Origin of the sequence: Mesorhizobium sp. YC-39, from assembly GCF_025753795.1 — a bacterium.
In the GTDB taxonomy this organism is placed as follows: domain Bacteria; phylum Pseudomonadota; class Alphaproteobacteria; order Rhizobiales; family Rhizobiaceae; genus Mesorhizobium.
In genome coordinates this window covers 1996196-2013936 of the sequence record NZ_JAOWPS010000001.1, presented here as the reverse complement: position 1 = coordinate 2013936, position 17741 = coordinate 1996196, and the positions used below count along the sequence as shown (strand labels likewise).

Annotated in this window: 20 protein-coding genes; 5 read left to right on the top strand and 15 right to left on the bottom strand. The window is 62.7% G+C overall.

The features are described 5' to 3' along the window. Window positions 1-205: 205 nt before the first annotated feature. Window positions 206-559 (bottom strand): ArsC family reductase, encoded by a 354-nt coding sequence (locus OHD62_RS09400; RefSeq protein ID WP_263782240.1) that lies wholly within the window; start codon window positions 557-559, stop codon window positions 206-208. A 174-nt stretch (window positions 560-733) separates the two neighbouring features. Between OHD62_RS09400 and OHD62_RS09395 the strand changes: the two genes are divergently transcribed. Together OHD62_RS09395 and OHD62_RS09390 are read left to right on the top strand one after the other, a co-directional pair. Next, entirely contained in the window at window positions 734-1093 is a 360-nt protein-coding gene (locus tag OHD62_RS09395; RefSeq protein WP_263782239.1) for an ArsR/SmtB family transcription factor, read from the top strand. Continuing rightward, complete coding sequence (locus OHD62_RS09390; protein ID WP_263782238.1) at window positions 1090-1569, top strand: SRPBCC family protein; 480 nt, start codon at window positions 1090-1092, stop codon at window positions 1567-1569. Before OHD62_RS09395 ends, OHD62_RS09390 begins: the two co-directional genes overlap by 4 nt. 105 nt (window positions 1570-1674) lie before the next feature. Here the strand turns inward: OHD62_RS09390 and OHD62_RS09385 are convergent, their stop codons facing one another. From OHD62_RS09385 to OHD62_RS09345, 9 genes are all read right to left on the bottom strand, one after another. Beyond that, a complete protein-coding gene (locus OHD62_RS09385; protein WP_263782237.1) occupies window positions 1675-2028 on the bottom strand; it encodes a nuclear transport factor 2 family protein in 354 nt (117 codons plus the stop codon). A gap of 130 nt (window positions 2029-2158) precedes the next feature. Next, the gene (locus OHD62_RS09380) at window positions 2159-2767 is read right to left on the bottom strand and encodes a 2'-5' RNA ligase family protein (protein WP_263782236.1); all 609 of its coding nucleotides are present in this window, start codon (window positions 2765-2767) and stop codon (window positions 2159-2161) included. 98 nt (window positions 2768-2865) lie between these two features. Continuing rightward, complete coding sequence (locus tag OHD62_RS09375; protein ID WP_263782339.1) at window positions 2866-3849, bottom strand: 2-dehydropantoate 2-reductase; 984 nt, start codon at window positions 3847-3849, stop codon at window positions 2866-2868. A 2-nt stretch (window positions 3850-3851) separates the two neighbouring features. Beyond that, entirely contained in the window at window positions 3852-5372 is a 1521-nt protein-coding gene (locus OHD62_RS09370; RefSeq protein ID WP_263782235.1) for an acyl--CoA ligase, read from the bottom strand. Further along, window positions 5365-6057, bottom strand: coding sequence for a fumarylacetoacetate hydrolase family protein (locus tag OHD62_RS09365; protein ID WP_263782338.1), 693 nt, complete (start codon window positions 6055-6057; stop codon window positions 5365-5367). The genes OHD62_RS09370 and OHD62_RS09365 overlap by 8 nt, the downstream gene beginning before the upstream one ends. 2 nt (window positions 6058-6059) lie before the next feature. Beyond that, window positions 6060-6815 carry an ABC transporter permease gene (locus OHD62_RS09360; protein WP_263782234.1) on the bottom strand — a complete coding sequence of 252 codons (756 nt, stop codon included), beginning with the start codon at window positions 6813-6815 and terminating at the stop codon, window positions 6060-6062. Window positions 6816-6821: 6 nt separating this feature from the next. After that, window positions 6822-7625, bottom strand: coding sequence for an ABC transporter ATP-binding protein (locus OHD62_RS09355; RefSeq protein WP_263782233.1), 804 nt, complete (start codon window positions 7623-7625; stop codon window positions 6822-6824). Then, a complete protein-coding gene (locus tag OHD62_RS09350; RefSeq protein WP_263782232.1) occupies window positions 7625-8452 on the bottom strand; it encodes an ABC transporter permease in 828 nt (275 codons plus the stop codon). The genes OHD62_RS09355 and OHD62_RS09350 overlap by 1 nt, the downstream gene beginning before the upstream one ends. Before the next feature lie 11 nt (window positions 8453-8463). Beyond that, entirely contained in the window at window positions 8464-9459 is a 996-nt protein-coding gene (locus OHD62_RS09345; protein WP_263782231.1) for an ABC transporter substrate-binding protein, read from the bottom strand. 159 nt (window positions 9460-9618) lie between these two features. Here OHD62_RS09345 and OHD62_RS09340 point away from each other — a divergent pair, with 159 nt between their 5' ends. Further along, entirely contained in the window at window positions 9619-10311 is a 693-nt protein-coding gene (locus tag OHD62_RS09340; RefSeq protein ID WP_263782230.1) for a FadR/GntR family transcriptional regulator, read from the top strand. A gap of 63 nt (window positions 10312-10374) precedes the next feature. Here the strand turns inward: OHD62_RS09340 and OHD62_RS09335 are convergent, their stop codons facing one another. The 5 genes from OHD62_RS09335 to OHD62_RS09315 all read right to left on the bottom strand — a co-directional run bounded on the left by OHD62_RS09335 (window position 10375) and on the right by OHD62_RS09315 (window position 14938). After that, the gene (locus OHD62_RS09335) at window positions 10375-11460 is read right to left on the bottom strand and encodes an ABC transporter ATP-binding protein (RefSeq protein WP_263782229.1); all 1086 of its coding nucleotides are present in this window, start codon (window positions 11458-11460) and stop codon (window positions 10375-10377) included. Continuing rightward, window positions 11450-12058: a cupin domain-containing protein gene (locus OHD62_RS09330; RefSeq protein ID WP_263782228.1), complete on the bottom strand. Its 609-nt coding sequence runs from the start codon at window positions 12056-12058 to the stop codon at window positions 11450-11452. Before OHD62_RS09330 ends, OHD62_RS09335 begins: the two co-directional genes overlap by 11 nt. A gap of 68 nt (window positions 12059-12126) precedes the next feature. After that, window positions 12127-13197 (bottom strand): ABC transporter substrate-binding protein, encoded by a 1071-nt coding sequence (locus tag OHD62_RS09325; RefSeq protein WP_263782227.1) that lies wholly within the window; start codon window positions 13195-13197, stop codon window positions 12127-12129. Then, window positions 13182-14057 carry an ABC transporter permease gene (locus tag OHD62_RS09320; RefSeq protein ID WP_263782226.1) on the bottom strand — a complete coding sequence of 292 codons (876 nt, stop codon included), beginning with the start codon at window positions 14055-14057 and terminating at the stop codon, window positions 13182-13184. The genes OHD62_RS09325 and OHD62_RS09320 overlap by 16 nt, the downstream gene beginning before the upstream one ends. Beyond that, the gene (locus OHD62_RS09315) at window positions 14054-14938 is read right to left on the bottom strand and encodes an ABC transporter permease (protein WP_263782224.1); all 885 of its coding nucleotides are present in this window, start codon (window positions 14936-14938) and stop codon (window positions 14054-14056) included. Before OHD62_RS09315 ends, OHD62_RS09320 begins: the two co-directional genes overlap by 4 nt. A gap of 399 nt (window positions 14939-15337) precedes the next feature. Here OHD62_RS09315 and OHD62_RS09310 point away from each other — a divergent pair, with 399 nt between their 5' ends. After that, the gene (locus tag OHD62_RS09310; protein WP_263782223.1) at window positions 15338-16495 is read left to right on the top strand and encodes a fumarylacetoacetate hydrolase family protein; all 1158 of its coding nucleotides are present in this window, start codon (window positions 15338-15340) and stop codon (window positions 16493-16495) included. A 276-nt stretch (window positions 16496-16771) separates the two neighbouring features. Further along, window positions 16772-17704: a substrate-binding domain-containing protein gene (locus tag OHD62_RS09305; RefSeq protein ID WP_263782222.1), complete on the top strand. Its 933-nt coding sequence runs from the start codon at window positions 16772-16774 to the stop codon at window positions 17702-17704. Window positions 17705-17741 lie beyond the last annotated feature (37 nt).

Sequence of the window (17741 nt, the reverse complement as noted above, 5' to 3'; positions counted from 1 at the left end):
CTTGTAGAGGTCCGCGATCTCCTGGGCTGGCGCATCGAGGTCGTTGGTGAGAAGGCGGATGAACTTGCCGGTGGCAATGCGCACGGTGATCTCGCGCACTGGATCGGTGAAGGGATTGCGTCGCGAGCGGGCCATGCGCTGTCTGCGCCGCGTCGCTTCGCTCCTTGCTCCGCCATAGGATGACGACGCGATAGGCTCCGCGACCTCACTTCCCCCCAACCGCCTGCTCATAAACATCCGCCTTGAAGCCGACCAGAATGTGGTCGCCAATCTCCAGCACCGGGCGCTTGATCATCGTCGGTTTGGCCAGCATCAGCGCCTTGGCTTTCTTCTCATCGATCGACTGCTTGTCCTTGTCCGGCAGTTCGCGGAACGTCGTGCTCGCCTTGTTGAGCAATTTTTCCCAGCCGATTTTGCCGACCCAGCCGTTCAACCTGTCCGCTTCCAGCCCTTCGACCCTGTAGTCGTGAAAGCGATAGGCCGCGCCATGGCCCTCCAGCCAGACGCGCGCTTTCTTGACCGTGTCGCAGGTGGTGATGCCGTACAACGTGATTGTCAAAAGCGTATTTCCCTAGGGCTGACTGTGGAATCCGCTTCAGCCTAAAACCGCTGTGTCCGCTTTGCCAGCGCCATGGCCCATATCTCCAGAATTTTAGGCCTTGCAAATACTAAGGAATTTACCTAAGTATTTTTCAGAACCATCTCTGGCCAGCGCAGTGGCGGCGAGGAAGAAATGACCGTGGCAACGAACCCGCAGACCGCAAGTCCGCCACCGGTCGACGGTATCTTCCGGGCGCTCGCCGATCCGACGCGCCGCCGTGTGGTGGAGCGGCTGAACAGAAGCCCCGCCTCGGTCAGCGAGCTTGCCGAGCCATTCGGCATGGCCCTGCCCTCCTTCGTCGAGCACCTGAAGGTGTTGGAAGGTTGCGGGCTGGTGCGCTCGCAAAAGACCGGCCGTGTCAGGACCTACCAACTCGCCCCTGAACCGCTGAAGCTCGCGGAAAACTGGCTGGCCGAACAGCGCACGCTGTGGGAGCGCCGCCTCGACCAGTTCGACGCCTACGTCATGACACTCAAGGAGAAAGACATATGAGCCAGGTGTTCAAACCAGACCCCAGACTGGACCTCGTCCTCGAACGCGTTGTCGATGCGCCGCGCGAACTGCTGTGGACGGCCTACACCAAGCCCGAGCATGTCCGCCAATGGTTCACGCCGAAGCCGTGGATCATCACCGATTGCGAGATCGACCTCAGGCCTGGCGGCCTGTTCAGGACCCGCATGCAATCGCCTGACGGCAAGGAGGTGAACGACCGCCATTGCTGCTACCTCGACATCGTGCCGAATGAGCGGCTGGTGTGGACCGACGCGCTGCTGCCCGGCTATCGGCCATCGGGAGATCCATTCATCACCGCAGTCATATCCTTCCAGCCGGAAGGCAAGGCGACGCGCTATACCGCAACAGCCATCCACCGTGACGAAGCCACGCGCAATAACCACGAGGAGATGGGTTTTTATGACGGCTGGGGCACGGTTGCCGATCAGCTTGCGGACTATGTGAAGGGGATTTGAGGTGCTCACATGGCGGCCAGGGCGGCGTTGTCCTTGCCGCCATGTGAGTTTTTCAACCATGCAGCCACGTGAGCAGGCTCCGGGGAGCCAGTGGTATTTCCGGCCTCAATAATAGAAGCGCTCTTCAGTAATCTTGCCGTCTTTGACCGTGTACAGACCAACCTCATCCATGGTGACACGCTCGCCTGTGGCCTTGGGCGTAATGTCAAACTTGAAGCGCACTGCGAACTGGTCGCCGTTGACATATGGACCCTCGACCGAGCCGCCATGGACTTCGTGGTTCTCTTGCCACCACTGGCCCTTCTGCTTCACGTCTTCCTTGCCACGGCAGATGGCCTTCGGCCCTTCCATGGCTTCGTAGCTAACAATGTCGTCAGCGTTATGTTTCTCACCAGCACGTTCGTGATCGCCCTGTTTGAGGAGTTCCGTGAAATCCTTGGCAATTTCGGTAATGGTCATGACTTCCTCCTGTTCAGACGGTTTCCAGTTAGGGAACTACTGGCTGGCCTGCCACTGTCGCCCGCGCGGTAGCTGACAACTCATGTCAGGATGGGTGGACGCCCGCGCGCCAGCCCGACCGCTGGAGCACTTATGATGCGACAATCAACGGCCAGCGATCCAGATCTTTGTAGATCGTCAGACCGCGCAAGCTGTGAATAAGAATGAACCCCTTTGCGACGAAACTGATCCGGTCTACAGGCTGCCTAACGATGAATTTTTCATCGTATGCAAGTGTCATATGGGGAACGAAATGATCTGACGATTTCAGCCCGTTCGCCTTCATTGCCGCCCCAAGCAACCGACTAAGTTCGCAGACCGGTCCATCGTCGGCCAGAAGTACAAATGGCCGCGAAGGCGGCTTGCCCCTTGCGGCTGGACGTCCCGGGAAGCTTCCCGCATAGCGAAACGTGACCTCAAATGCCGGCATAATGACCAGTCGGCCGGACCGCTTTGCCGCGAATTCGATTTTCGATCGAAGCCTTTTATAGTCGCCGGCATGCTGCAGGCTGACGTGAAACCGCTCTTCCAGTAACGGCGATCCGGTTACTCCATTGAAGTCGCAGAGCTGCCTCTGTAGAGCGGAAAAACGGGAATAGTCCTTCGGTTCCAGACGCAATGCGAAGAAGACGCGATCCCGCAGCTTCGGCTGCCACGGAGGAAGGGGTATGCCGAAATCGAACTCTTGCTGCCGATACATCTGTACTCGTTCGGCCGAGGAACGCTCCTGTTAAACTTTGTTAACAAGAACAAATCAGGAACAAATTGGAGAGTCAAGCGAAGATTGCGTCAGCAACTTCACGATTGGTAGCATCCTCGCTCGATGGCAAGCCGCCGCACCAGCGCCAGCACATTGTCGATTGTGGGCGTCGGCTGGCCGGTCAGCCGGCCGAGTTCCTGCACCGCCGTCACCAGCGCGTCGATCTCCATGGGACGGCCGCGCTCCAGGTCCTGCAGCATCGAGGTCTTGTGCTCGCCGACATCGCCGGCGCCCTTGATGCGCCGGTCGACCGATATCGGGAAACGGACGCCAAGGCTTTCGCCGATCGCCTGTGCCTCCAGCATCATGGCGCGGGCAAGCGCGCGGGTTGCCTCGTCGGCAACGATTGCGGCCAGCGTGCTGCCGGTCAGCGCGGAAATCGGATTGAAGGAGAGATTGCCCCAGAGTTTTACCCAGATTTCGCTGCGGATGTCGTCTCGAACCGGCGCCTGCAACCCCGCCGCCACCATTTCCTCGGCAAGCCGCATGACGCGTTCGCCCTTTTCGCCCGAAGGCTCGCCGAGCGAAAAGCGCGTACCTTCGACATGGCGGATCAGGCCGGGCGCATCCACTTCGGCCGCGGGATAGACGACGGAGCCGATGACGCGCTTCGGTCCGAGCCGGTCCCAGATCGCGCCGCCGGGGTCCACAGCCTGCAGCCTTGTACCTTCGAGCGGCCCGCCAGCGTCATGGAAATACCACCATGGCACACCGTTCTGCATGGTGACGACGGCCGTGGCCGGCCCAAGCAGCGGCGCGATCTGGTCAAGCGCCGGGGCGACGGAATGGGCCTTGAGCGCCAACACGACATAGTCCTGCGCGCCAAGCTCCTCGGCCCGCGCAGCCGCCCTGACAGGAGCGACGGACTCTTGACCGTCCTCGATCAGGCGAAGTCCGTCCGCCCTGATCGCGTCGAGATGCGCGCCGCGCGCAACGATCGAAAGATCGACCCGGCCGGCCATGGCGAGCTTGGCCGCGAGATAGCCGCCGATCGCGCCGGCGCCAAAAACGGTGATCCGCATCATTATCCAAGACCGAGTTTGGCGGCGAGGCCGATGCGCTGCAGCTTGCCGGTCGCGCCCTTGGGGATCTCTTCCAGGATCAGGACCTTGCGCGGCACCTTGAAATCGGCGAGCCGCGTCGCGGCAAATCCGCGAATATCGGCCTCGGTCGTGGCCATGCCCTCGCGCAGCACGATCGCGGCCGCGACCTCCTCGCCGAGCTTGTCATGCGGCATGGCGAAGGTGACGACCTGCGCCACCGCCGGATGATCCATCAGCACGCCATCGACCTCGAGCGGCGAAATCTTCTCGCCGCCGCGGTTGATGATCTCCTTCAGCCGCCCGGTGACGTGCAGATACCCGTCCTCGTCGAGCACGCCCTGGTCGCCGGTATGGAACCAGCCATGCCCGAAGGCGCTGGCATTGGCCTCTGGATTCTTCTCGTAGCCGGTGGTGACATTGGGACCGCGAATGACAATCTCGCCAGTCTCGCCGGCTTTGAGCAGCCGCCCATCCGGCGCCATCACCGCCACTTCAGGCCCGGCGGCGGCGCCGACGCTGCCCGGCTTGCGCAGGCCGGGCGGCAACCGGTTCGAAGCCATCTGGTGGGCGGCTTCCGTCATGCCGTAGGATTCAATCACCGGGCAGCCGAAGGTCGCTTCGAGTTCGGCCATCACCTGCGCCGGCAACGATGCCGAGGAGGAGCGGATGAAGCGCAGCGGTGCCGCCGCCAGTTGATCGGCATTGCGCGCCGCGCGCGGCAGAATCGCCTGATGCATGGTCGGCACGGCCGTGTACCAGCTCGGCCGTGCCTCGCCCAGCCAATGGAAGAAACGCAGCGCGTTGAAGCCCGGCGTGCAGAAGACGCTGCCGCCAGCGGCAAGCGAGGACAGCACCGCCGCGATCAGCCCATGGATATGGAACAGCGGCATGATGTTGAGGCACCGATCATCTGATGTCAGCCCGAGCGTGGCGCCGATATGGCCGGCCGAAGCGGCGAGATTGGCATGGCTGAGCGGCACCAGCTTGGGGCGTGACGTGGTGCCGGAGGTGTGCAGCAACAGCGCGATGTCGCTATCCTGCGCCAGGCCGGACAAAACAGACGGACCAACCGGTTTGCCCTCGATCTCAAAACTGCCGGCTGGCGCGTCACCCCGCGCGACCAGCCTCAGCACAGCTATACCCAGGCGCTCGGCGACGGCCACAGCCGGGCCAGTTTCGCCTTCGGCAACGAGGATCGCCTTGGCGCCGATATCGCTTAGATAAAAATCGAGCTCGTCGGCCCGGTAGGCCGGATTGAGCGGCGCCGTCGAGGCGGCGGCCGCTACGGCGACAAAGGCCGCCGCCATCTCCGGGCCGTTCGGCAGCACGATGGCCACCCGGTCGCCACGGCCGAGGCCGAGCGCATTGAGCCGCGCCGCCGTTTCGGTGATCAGGCGGCGCAGACCGCCATGGGTGAGCGTGGTCCTGTCAGGTGCCGCAATCGCCGGCGCATCATCCGCTCCGGCAGCGAGCCTTTCAACGATCGATGCCACTTCAGACAACGCGAACCTCTAGGTCGCCGACGCCCTCGACATGACCGCGCAGAACGTCGCCGCGAACGACTGCCCCAACGCCAGCCGGCGTGCCGGAAAGAATGATGTCCCCCGGCATCAGCGTGAAAAGACCTGAGAGATAGCTGATCATTTCTGGTACTTTCCAGATCATCTGGTTGAGGTCGCCAGTCTGCTTTCGTTCGCCATTGACGTCCAGCCAGATCGCGCCCTTGTCGGGATGACCGATCGTGCTTGCCGGAACCAATGGGGTGCATGGGCCCGATGCCTCGAAAGCCTTGCCGACCTCCCATGGGCGGCCCATGTCCTTCGCCTTCCCCTGCAAGTCGCGCCGGGTCATATCGAGAGCCACGCCATAGCCGAACACGCAGTCCAGCGCCTTTTCGACCGGGATGTCGGTACCGCCGCTTTTCAGCGCCACGACCATTTCGATTTCATGATGAACATCATTGGAGGCCGGAGGGTAGGGAAATTCTCCCGACGTATCAAGGTTGTCGGGGTTCTTCTGGAAGAAGAACGGCGGCTCCTTGTTGGGGTCGTGCCCCATCTCGACGGCATGCGCGGCGTAATTGCGCCCGACGCAGTAGACCCGGTGCACGGGAAACCTCTTGTCGGTTCCCGCGACCGGGATGCTCGGGATTGCATTCGGTTCGATGACATAGGTCGTGCCGTGCATGTTCACTGTCTTGCTCCTGCATAATATTCGACTTTGGCTTCGGCCCGTTCGATCAGTTCGGCGATCATCAGGGCGAAGGCAAAAAGGATGATGGTCAAGGCCCAGAATTCGGCCATGCGGAAATTGCGCGAGAAGGTCTCAAACAGCGCACCGTAACCGACGATGGCAACGAGCAGCTGACCGATGACGACGCCCTTGACGCCACGGATGAGGCCGAGGCGGATACCGGCAAGGATTTCCGGAAGTGCCGCCCAAAGGATGATCTTGGTGTAGAGTGCCGGGCGCGAGGCGCCATAGGAACGCGCCATTTCGATCAGCGACGGCGAGATGTGGCGGACGCCGGCGCGCGTGTCGAGAACGATGATCCAGATCGCGAACAGGAACACCGCGGCGACGATCGTCTTCTCGCCGAAGCCGAACAGGATCATCAGCACCGGCACGATCGCCGAGAGCGGCGCGCTGGAAAAGATGTTGACCCACATGCCGAGCAGGTCGTCGGCGATCTTGACGCGTCCCATCAGGATGCCCAGCGGCACGCCGATGACGATCGAGAGCGTCATGCCCATGGCGAAGGCGCGAAGGGTGGTGATCGTCGCCTTCTGCCAGGACGGGGTCTGCACGAGATCGACCGCCGCCGCCAGCACTTCGCTAAAGGGCGGCAGCAGGAAGACAAGGTTCAGCCGGCCAACGATCTCCCACACGACGCACCAGACAAGCAGCGACGCCATCATGGGTATGCGATAGCCAAACAGGGTCATTGCCGGTCATTCCACATATTGCTTCAGCCCTTGCCATATCTCCTCGACGGTATCGAGGTAGTGCTTGTCACGGTGAATGTGTTCCGGGTCACCGGAGCGATCGATTTCCGGTTCGATGATCTGCGAAACCCTGCCGGGCCGCGGCGACAGCAGCACGATGCGGTCGGAGATATAGACCGCCTCCTCGATCGAGTGCGTCACGAAGATGAAGGTCTTGTTCTGGTTGGTGCGCAGCCGGATCAGATCCTCCTGGAATTTGCGCCGGTTCTGCTCGTCGACCGCCGAAAACGGTTCATCGAGGAGCAGGACGTCGGCATCGACCGACAAGGCCCGCGCCAGGCCGACGCGCTGGCGCATGCCGCCAGAGAGCTCGTGGGGATATTTGTCCTCGAAGCCGGCGAGACCCACCTCGGCGATGTAACGCCTGGCGATCTCCTCGCGTTCGGCCCTGCTGGTGCCGCGCAATTCCAGGCCGAAGGCGACATTGCGCAACACCGTCGCCCAAGGCATCAGCGCAAAGTCCTGGAAAACGAAAGCGCGTTCGGGACCTGGTGCGCTGACGGTCTTGCCATTGATGGCGACGGTTCCGCCATCGGCCCTTATCAGGCCGGCGATGATCTTCAGCAGCGTCGTCTTCCCGCAACCGCTGGGCCCGAGAAGGCTGGTCAGCTTGCCCCTGGGAAAGTCGAGGTCGATGCCGCGCAGCGCCTCGACATTGCCATAGGTCTTGGAAATTCCGCGCACTTCCACGATTGAATCGATCGGTGTTGGCACCGGCGATGGTCCATTTCGCAAGGCAGCAGCACGCATCAGGCACCTCTACTTTCAGGCCTGAAAACACGGACTTCCACCCACTGCAGAAAGACGAGCGTCAGGGTTGAAAGAGCAATGATCGAGGCGATTGTTGCATACATCTCGGCGTAGTCGGCGCGCGAGCGGTGAAAGGTGATGAGGTCGCCGATGCCGGTCGGGGTAATCAGCAGTTCGGCGAGCACGACGCCGACGAACCCGGCAGCGACGCCAAGGCGCAGACCGGCGAAGATCACCGGGCTGGCGTCCGGAAGAATGATCTTGGCGACGGTTTGCCAGGGCGTGCCGAGGAACGACCGGCACATGACGAGCAGCGATTGGTTGACGTTGCGCACGGCCTTGTAGGTGTTGAGCACGATGACCGGCAGCGCGAGGATGATGACGGCGAGCGTCTTGGCGGTCATGCCTATCCCATAGACGAAGGTGACCATCGGAATGAAGGCGGCGACGGGGGCCGCCTGAAGCACGATGAACACCGGGATCAGCAGCCATTCGCCGGTGCGCCACAGGCCACAGATCGTGCCAAGGCCAACCCCCAGGAACGCCGACAGGACGACACCGAGCACCAGCGGCTGAAGCGTCGAGAGATAGGCGTTTGCCAGGCTGCCATCGGCGAGCAGTCCGAAGAATGCGACCATCGTGTCGGAAAAGGTCGGGAAGGCAAAGCTGACGGGAATGCGTCCGGCCACTTCCCAAATTCCGGCGAACAGGGCGATCGACACAAGCCTGAGCAGGATGGGCTGGTCCCACGATGCGCCGGTTGCGCCGCGACTGGAAGGGGAAGCGAGGCCGGCTGCCTCGCCCTCGGTTCTGATACTTATGGCCATCCGCCGGCCGCCTATTTCTTGCCGAGCTTGGCGACAGCGCGGTCGAGCGCGGCGACATCCCAGAAGTCCTCGACCTTGAGGCTGGCAGGATCGCCTTCGATCTGGCCGGCAAGGGTGAAGAAGGCAAAGTCGTCGGCGGCCGCATCCGCACCGCCGCCATTCAGCGCAAGGCTGCCGGCTGCCGCGGTTTCCTTGTAGTATTCGGTGATTTCGCCATCGGCTTCCGCGCCGAGATCCGGCAGCAGTTTGTACTTGTTGCGGAATTCGACCGCCACAGACGGGTTCTCGGTTATTTCCCGCGCGGTCTTCATCAATTCCTCGACCAGGATGTCGACGTCGGCGGCGTTGTTCTTCAGATAGTCTACTGTGGCGAAAAGCGCTTCGTCCGAGGCGCCGAGATCCTCGACCGGCAGGACGATGAACTTGCCGGGCGCTTCGGCCTCGAGCGCGCGCCTGTTGGCGGCATCGACAATCGACGCCTTCAGCGTGCCCTGGAGCAGCGCGTTGCGGCGAACCTCGGAACCCGGGACATAGCTGATACTGCCGAGCTTGATGCCGTGGTTCTTCGCCATCAGCAGCATCACAGCCTCGGTGCCGGAGCCGCGCGCCTGAACGGCGACATCCTGTCCATCCAGATCCTTCCATTCCTTGTAGAATTCGCCGTTGACGACAGGAAAGAAGCGTAGCGTCGATATCTGCGCAAAGACGCGGATCGGCACGCCTGCCTTCTGGATCAGCGTATAGGGCGCGCCGATGCCGACATCGGCCTGGCCGCCGACAATCGCCTGGGCAGCCAGATCCTCATCATTGAGAACGATGAGCTCGACATTCACGCCACGCTCCTTGGCGCGCTCGATCGCGGCGAGCGTCTGGATGGATTCGATGCCGGGAAGGTCGCCGAAGGCGATGCGCATGTCGCCCGCGCTTGCGGCCGACAGGGACAGCGCACTTGCCAGAACCGCAGCGAACACGCTGGCAAAGATGGTACGTCTGGAGATGCTGGTCATTATCATTCCTCCCGTTTCTTGTAACCATTATTCGAATTGGTTAAGCTTCCAAGGCAAATTGGTCAAGGACAAATCCGCAGAAAAACTTGACAGTTGACGGTTTCCGCCAATCGTTTTAACACCGGGAAACGGAAACAATAGGCGAATTGGTTAGAATTGATGGACGACCCCGGCAATGGCGGCCACGCCGCCCTGGTTCAGCTTCAGGCCTATCTTGCCCAGATGGACCATTCCGGCGAAACCCGGCTGCCTGCGGAGCGGGAATTGTCCGAGAGCCTTGGCGTGTCGCGCGGCGATCTGCGCAAGGCGCTGGCGGTGCTCGAGAAGGATGGCCGCATCTGGCGGCACGTCGGCAGGGGCACCTTCGTCGGCAGTGGGCCTGTCGAGGAGACGATCGGAATTTCCGAAATCGCCGGCCGCACAAATCCGGCCGACGTGATGCGCGCGCGCCTGATCATTGAACCAGAGATCGCGCGCGAAGCGGCGCTGCATGCCACGCTGTCCGATATCGCGGCGATGCGGCAATCGCTGGTGCAGACGCGGGAAGCCGTGACGTGGCGGCAATATGAGAACATCGACAATCTGCTGCATCGGCAGATCGCGCAGGCGAGCCGCAACAATGTGCTGCTCGGCCTGTTCGATGTGCTGAACGCCGTGCGCCGGACCGTGGTCTGGGGGCGGCTTCGCGCAGAGGGCGCCCGTCCGCCGGCGGACCATCACAGCTTCGCCGACCATGAACGGATCGTGGAAGCGATCGCCGAGCGCGATCTCGGCGGCGCGGCGGCGGCGATGCGGCTGCATCTGCAACAGGTCGAGCGGCGCCTGATACCTGTTCGCGAGGCCGCCGAATAGCCGGCCACACCGCAGCGCCCGGCGTCTTTTTTGGGCGCGCGACGGATGCTGTAGCGAATGAGATCAGCTCGGCAGCATAGGGCAGTTGGCGCCGCGGCGCAGGCTGACATGCGCCACGTCGCCGACGCTGAATTGAAAACCCTCCGCGCGGCGTGGGGCATCGATCACCACCGGCATCCCCTGCCCCAGTTCGGCATGCAGCCGCAAGGTGCGGCCGTGGAAGACGATGCTGTTGACCCGCGCCGGCGCGGTGCCGGCTGTCGCTTCGGTTGCTGCCAGCAGATCCTCCGGACGCACGCCGATAATGCGTACAGCGCCTTCGGCCGGCGTGTCTCCAGCCTCCGACACCGCCTCCAGAGGCAAGGCACCGGCGGCGAAGCGTAGGCGCTCGCCATCGCGACCAACGAAGCGCGACTGCAGCAGGTTCATCGTGCCGATGAAGCTGGCGACGAATGTGGTGGCGGGCCGGTCGTAGAGCGTCGCCGGCGGCGCGATCTGCTCGATGCGACCCTTGTTCATGACGACGATGCGGTCGGAGATCGACAGCGCCTCGGTCTGGTCGTGGGTGACCATGACGAAAGTGGTGCCGAGCCGCGACTGCAGCCGCTTCAATTCGACCTGCATCTGTTCGCGCAGATGCGCGTCGAGCGCCGACAGCGGCTCGTCCAGCAGCAGCACGCGCGGCTCGCAGACAATGGCGCGGGCGAGCGCGACGCGCTGGCGCTGACCGCCTGAGAGCTCGGAGACGCGGGCGCGGAGCTTGTCGGCGAGGCCAACCATATCGAGCGCTTCGCCGACGCGCTTGGTCTGTTCCGTGCCGGAGAGCTTGCGCAGCGACAGGCCGAAGCCGACGTTTTCGGCAACGTTCATGTGCGGAAACAGTGCGTAGTCTTGAAACACGGTGTTGACCGGCCGGTCGAACGGCCGCAGCGCGGTGATGTCGCGGCCTTCGAGCAATACCTTGCCGCTCGACGGGCTCTCGAAGCCGGCGATCACCCTGAGGCTCGTCGTCTTGCCGCAGCCGGATGGGCCGAGCAAGGTGAGGAACTCGCCACGGGCAATGTCGAGGTCAACGGCATCGAGCCCGACGATGCCGCCGGGAAAGATCTTCGAGACAGCCTGTAGCCGGACGAGAGGATCAGGCGCCATCGCGAACCTCTGACGGCTTTGTCGTGTTGACCCAGAGGACTTGGCAAGGCTCGCTGCCGGGATTGCGGAAGGCATGCAGCAGCGTGCTCTTGAAGGCGAAGCTGTCGCCGGTCTTCAGCGCATAAGTGGTGGAATCCACCACCAGCTCGACCTCGCCCGCCATGACGAACCCGAATTCATGGCCGGCGTGGGCATAGGCTTCGGCGGTGCCGCCGCCGGCCTCCACCGTCACCAGCATGCCGGTCAGCGTGGCGGCGGGCGGCGACAGCAGCGCCTTGGCGATGCCTTCCGACTTGACCGGAATCTGCCGCCGGCTGTTGGCGCGCACGCAATAGAGATCGTTGACGGCATCGTTGCCATCGGCAATCAGCGCCGACGGCTCGATGTCGAGGGCGGCAGCGAGCGGCCAGATCACTCGTACCCGCAATGACGACATGCCACGCTCGATCTGGCTAAGCGCACCGATCGAGACGCCTGCCCTGGCGGCCAATTCGGCCAAGGAGAGCTTGCGCTCGAGCCGCAACGCCCGCACGCGCCGGCCAACCTTGACGTCGGCATCGTCCTTCGGCCGCTCGGCCGCCTCGTCCAGCATGTCCATCCGTTCGACCTCGTTTGCTTTTTTGCAAGCAGCGTCGCGCGGTCGAGACCGCGCGACGCTGTGGAAAATCAGCCGCCTGCCTTGACCTTCTCGAACATCTTGGCGAGTTCGTCATTCTGCTTCATCGGCCCGGTGAAGACGGTGGTCTTCAGCATCACTTCCGGATCGGACGGCAGTTGCAGCTTGTCGAGCTCTTCCTTCGGCACCGCGGCGAAGGCGGAACTGGTCGAGCTGCCATAGCCATAGGCCTGGATCAAATATTTACCTGAATCCGTTTCCAGCCGGCTGTTGATGAAGTCATAGGCAAGGTCGACATTCTTGGCATCTTTCAGCATCACGAAACCGCAGGCCCAGGTCAGCATGCCTTCCTTCGGCTTCATGAACTCAACCGGCACGCCCTGTTTCTTCAGCGAGGTGGCCGAGGCATTCCAGGTCATGGCGGCGACCAGCTGGCCGCTGGCCAGCGCCTGTTCGACCGAGGTCATGTCGGTGGTATAGTTCGAGAGCAGCGGGCGCTGCTCGCGCAGCTTTTCCGCCACCTTGTCCATCTGTTCGGGCGTCATGTCGAACGGATTGACGCCGGCCAGCAGTGCCGCCACCACCGGCGTGTCGTGCACGGCGTCGATGGTTGCCATGCGGCCGGCATATTGCTTGTCCCAGAGCAGGTTCCAGCTGGCTTCCGGGTTCTTCACCAGATCGGTGCGGTAGAGGATCGAGGTGTTGCCCCAGTCCCACGGCACCATCCAGACCTTGCCGTCGCCGGCTTGCAAATCGGGCAGGTTCTTGAAGACGGGGAAGATCGAATCCCAGTTCTTGATGCGCTTGGTGTCGATCGGCTGCAGCAGGCCTTCCTTGTTCCAGCGCGCCACCTTGTCGTAGCAGGGATGGGCGACGTCCGGGCGGAAGCCGGCCTTGACCTTGGTGAAGGCGTCGTCATCGTCGCCGAACATCGAGGCCTCGACACCATCGGGGTGTGCGGCGAGGAAGCTCTTGTTGAAGTCGGGCAGTTCGTAGCCCGACCAGGTGAAATATTGCAGCTTGTCGCCCGCGAACGCCACGGTCGACGATAGCCCCAGCGCCAGGGCAGCCAATCCAGCGCGGGCTTTATTCCCGGTTATCGATTTCAGGTCGAATGCCATTGCAGTTCTCCTCTCTCGGTTTGTTGTGGTTTGGGCAGATCGGCGTGCGCCGGCCGCTGGGCGGCGAGCCCGCGATGACGCAGGATCTCGGCGAATGCGGCGATGACGAAGGACACGGCGAGGATCGCGGTGCCCAGCGCCATGACGGTCGGCAGCGATTTCGGGAAGCGCAACTGGCTCCAGATATAGAGCGGCAGCGTCGGCTCGGTGCCGGCGAGGAAGAAGGCGACGATGAATTCGTCGAAGGAGGTCAGGAAGGCCAGCATGAAGGCCGAACCTATCGCCGGCAGGCTGAGCGGCAGCATCACGCGGCGGAATGTCGTCCAGTCCGACGCGCCGAGATCCAGTGCTGCCTCGCGGATGGTCTTCGGAATGACGGCGAAGCGACTGCGCATGACCACCACCGTCGTCGGCAGCGCCACCAATATGTGGCCGAGCACGATGGCGATGCGTGACGGCCCGAAGCCGATGAGATTGACCAGGATCAGCAGCGATATGCCGACGATGACGCCGGGGATCAGGATCGGCAGCCGGGCGATGGCGCTGATCGTGGCGGCCAACGGCGAGCGGCCGTAGAGATCCATGTAGGACACGGTGATGCCGCAGAGCGTGGCGCCGGTGGCGGCGATCAGCCCGATCACCAAGCTATTGGCAAGCGCGCCCGACAGCGCCGAATTGCCGAACAGCGTGCCGTACCATTCGAGCGTAAAGCCTTGCAGCGGAAACGCCGCCTGGATCGAGTTGTTGAAGGAAAACAGTGGAATGAGCAGCACTGGCAGATAGAGGAAGACCAGATAGGCAAGCACGTAGGCTCCGAGCCAGCGGCCGCCTCCCCTTGCGTCCATGCGCGCCGCGCTCATGTCCGGCTGCCAAATCTGCGATCGGCGAAGCGCACGACCAGCACCACGGCAAGGATGACCAGCATGACGGCGACGGAGAGTGCGGCGCCGAACGGCCAGTCATTGGCCTTGCCGAACTCGGCCTGGATCAGCGTGCCGATCATGGTGCTGGCCGGGCCGCCGACCAACGCCGGCGTGACATAGTCGCCGACCGTCGGCACGAAGACGACGAGGGCTGCCGCCAGCACGCCCGGCATCGAGTTCGGCAGGACGACGCGGCGGAAGGAGGTGAAGGGTCTTGCACCGAGATCGGACGCGGCTTCGAGCAGCGACTTCGGGATTGTGTCCAGCGCCACATAGATCGGCAGGATGGCGAACGGCGCATAGGCATGGGCGAGCGTGACGACGACGGCTGCCGGCGTGTTGAGGAAGGCGAGCGTCGGCTCGGACCAGACGCCGCTTTCGATCAGCGCCGAGTTCAGCACGCCATTATAGGCCAGCACGATCTTCCAGGCGAAGACGCGCAAGAGGTAGCTTGTCCAGAACGGCAGCGTCACCAGGAACAGCAGCAGGCCGCGCCGCCGCCCGGCGTGGAAGGCGAGATAGTAGGCGACGGGATAGGCGGTGACGACCGTTGCCAGCGTCACCAGGCCGGCAATGGCCAGCGAGCGCAGTGTCACCGTCCAGTACAGGGGATCGGTTAGAACCGTGGCAAAGTTTGCAAGCGTAAAACCGCTGCCCAGCAGCGAACCGTCATTGCCGCGAAAGGCGAGGAAGAGCACGAGGCCGAGGGCGAACAGGATCAGCAAGAAGGTGACAAGAGCGCCCGGCAGCAACATGGCCAACCGGAAACCCGGCGAGGTCCGGGATTGCGGCGGCTCGGTTGCAGCGAAGGTCGACATCGGACGGCCGATCGATTTTGAAATTGCTTAAGCTTTTTTCATATTCATGAAACTGTCAAGCTGATTCAGCAACAGCTTTACAAGTCCACATGGAGCGGACGGCGCGACGCGCTTGGCATGCGGCCCGCTGGAAGTCGCTGTGGCCAGCCTGTCGAACGCGTCCAGTCGGCGAGGCCAGCGATTTCATGCTTTTGAAATATGCGTTCCGGCTTCGTCATTGGCGCACGCCATAATCGATTGAGGTCCAGTCGCGCAAATAACCAAGCTCGCCTTGAGGACGGGATAGACCTTTGGCAGGAATTTGTTGAAAGTGCCGCGCCGCCGACAACGCCAGTGTCTTGATCGATAATCGGCAAGACGACTGTTGCGGCGGGAAGAGACAATGGAGGATTTCAAGGCATGACCAACCCGACGCACCTGCCCACCGAGGGCCTTTTCATCGGCCGCGCCAGGACGAGCGATGTGTCCCATCCGCTGGTGGTCACGGTGCGCGACGGCACGGTCTTCGACATCACGTCGACCGCCGCTCCGACCGTACGCGACATCTGCGAGATGCCGGATCCTGCCGGGCATGTGCGCTCGGCCAAGGGCAGAGCGGTCGGCTCGCTTGACGCGATCGCCGCCAACAGTTTCCAGGCCACGCGTGATGCAGCACAGCCATACCTGCTGTCCCCGGTCGACCTGCAGGCGGTGAAGGCGTCGGGCGTCACCTTCGTCGTATCCCTGCTCGAGCGCGTCATCGAGGAACAGGCGCGCGGCTCGGCCGAGAAGGCGGACGCCATTCGCGCCGACATAGCCGGGTTGATCGGCCACGATCTGTCGAAACTCAAGCCGGGCTCGCCGGAGGCGATGGAGATCAAGGCCAAGCTGATCGCGCGCGGCGCCTGGTCGCAATATCTGGAAGTCGGCATCGGCCCGGATGCCGAGATCTTCACCAAGTGCCAGCCGATGGCGTCGGTCGGCTTCGGCGCCGATGTCGGCCTGCATCCGGTCTCGACGTGGAACAATCCGGAGCCGGAGATCGCCATGATCGCCGCCAGCAGCGGCAGGATCGTCGGCGCCACAATCGGCAACGACGTCAATCTGCGCGACGTCGAAGGACGCTCGGCGCTGCTGCTCGGCAAGGCCAAGGACAACAATGCCTCGGCGGCACTTGGCCCGTTCATCCGGCTGTTCGACGCGACATTTTCCATCGACGATGTGAAGCAGGCCATCGTGCGCCTGAAGGTCGAAGGCGAGGATGGGTTTTCGCTGGAAGGCGCCAGTTCGATGGCGGAGATCAGCCGCTCACCGGAAGAGCTGGTCGCGGCCGCGATGGGGCCGCATCACCAATATCCCGACGGCCTGGCGCTCTATCTCGGCACCATGTTCGTGCCGTCGAAGGATCGCGGCGAAAAGGGCAAGGGCTTTACGCACAAGGTCGGCGACATCGTCACCATATCGTCGGAGAAATTCGGCGCCCTGGTCAACCGGGTGCGTCTGTCGCCCGACTGCCCGCACTGGACCTACGGCGCCAGCCATCTGATGCGAGACCTCGCCAAGGCCGACCTGATCTAGTTTCGGCGCCAGGGCGGCAAACCTTGGGATGAGCGTCCGAGGCCGTTCAGGCATCGACTCCGCCCGCCTGGAAAATATCAGCCAAACTGATGCAATCTGATGGGATTGCTGATGGCGCCTTGCCGTACGTCGACATCCTTTGGTGGATGGAGGCTTGCCATCGACTGAAAAAGGGAATGCTCTTGGGGCGTCCGGATCGGCGATGACAGGAGGTACGGTCAGGGCTTTGCGCGGATCGCCCGATGTGGAGGTCACTTTCAAATGGGAGGAAATCAAATGCTGACAAGACTACGATTACTTGTATTCGGCTTGATCATGGCGCTGGCCATTCCGGCGGCGGCGCAGGCCAAGACCTTCTACTGGATTTCGCATGGCGGCCCGGCCGACCCGGTCTGGACCTATTTCCTCGCCGGCGCCAAGCAATGGGCGACGGACACCGGCAACACCGTCAACACCTCGTTCCACAATGGCGACGTGGCATCCCAGCAAGAGGCGGTGCGCGCGGCGATATCGGCCAAGGCCGACGGCATCGTCACTACCAGCCCCGATCCGGGCAGCCTTGTCGAGATCGTCAAGGAAGCCCGCGCGGCCAAGATCCCGATCATCAACTTCAACACGCCGGATCCGAAGGCGGACTTCAACGCCTATGTCGGCGGCGACAACGTCACCTTCGGCAAGCATTGGGCGCAGTATCTGGTCGACAAGGGCCTGGTGAAGAAGGGCGATTTCGTCTGGATGCCGGTCGAAATTCCCGGCGCCACCTATGGCGTTCAGGAAGAGGAAGGCATCAAGAGCGTCTTCGAGCCCCTCGGCATCACCTACGAGATCACCGAAGCGACGCTCGACCAGGCCGAAGTAATCAACCGCATGGTCGATTACCTCACCGCCAACAAGGCCAAGGTCAAGGCGATCATCGGCCTCGGCGACCTCGTCACCGGCTCGATCAAGCGGGTCTTCGACCAGGTCGGCGTCAAGCCGGGCGAAATCCCGGTCGTCGGCTGGGGCAACTCGCTCGACACCACCCAAGAAGTGCTGAACGGCTATGTCAACGCCGCGCAGTGGCAGGATCCGCAGGCGACCAGCTATGTGGCGCTTTCGCTGGCCAACATGGCCGCCAGCGGCATTCCGCCCGGCTTCAACGTGATCACCGGCGCGCTCTACGAAAAGGACACCGCCGAAATTTACGACAAGATCCTGGCCGGCAAATAATCCGCAGTCAGAACAGTCGCGATCGCACCTGCGGTCG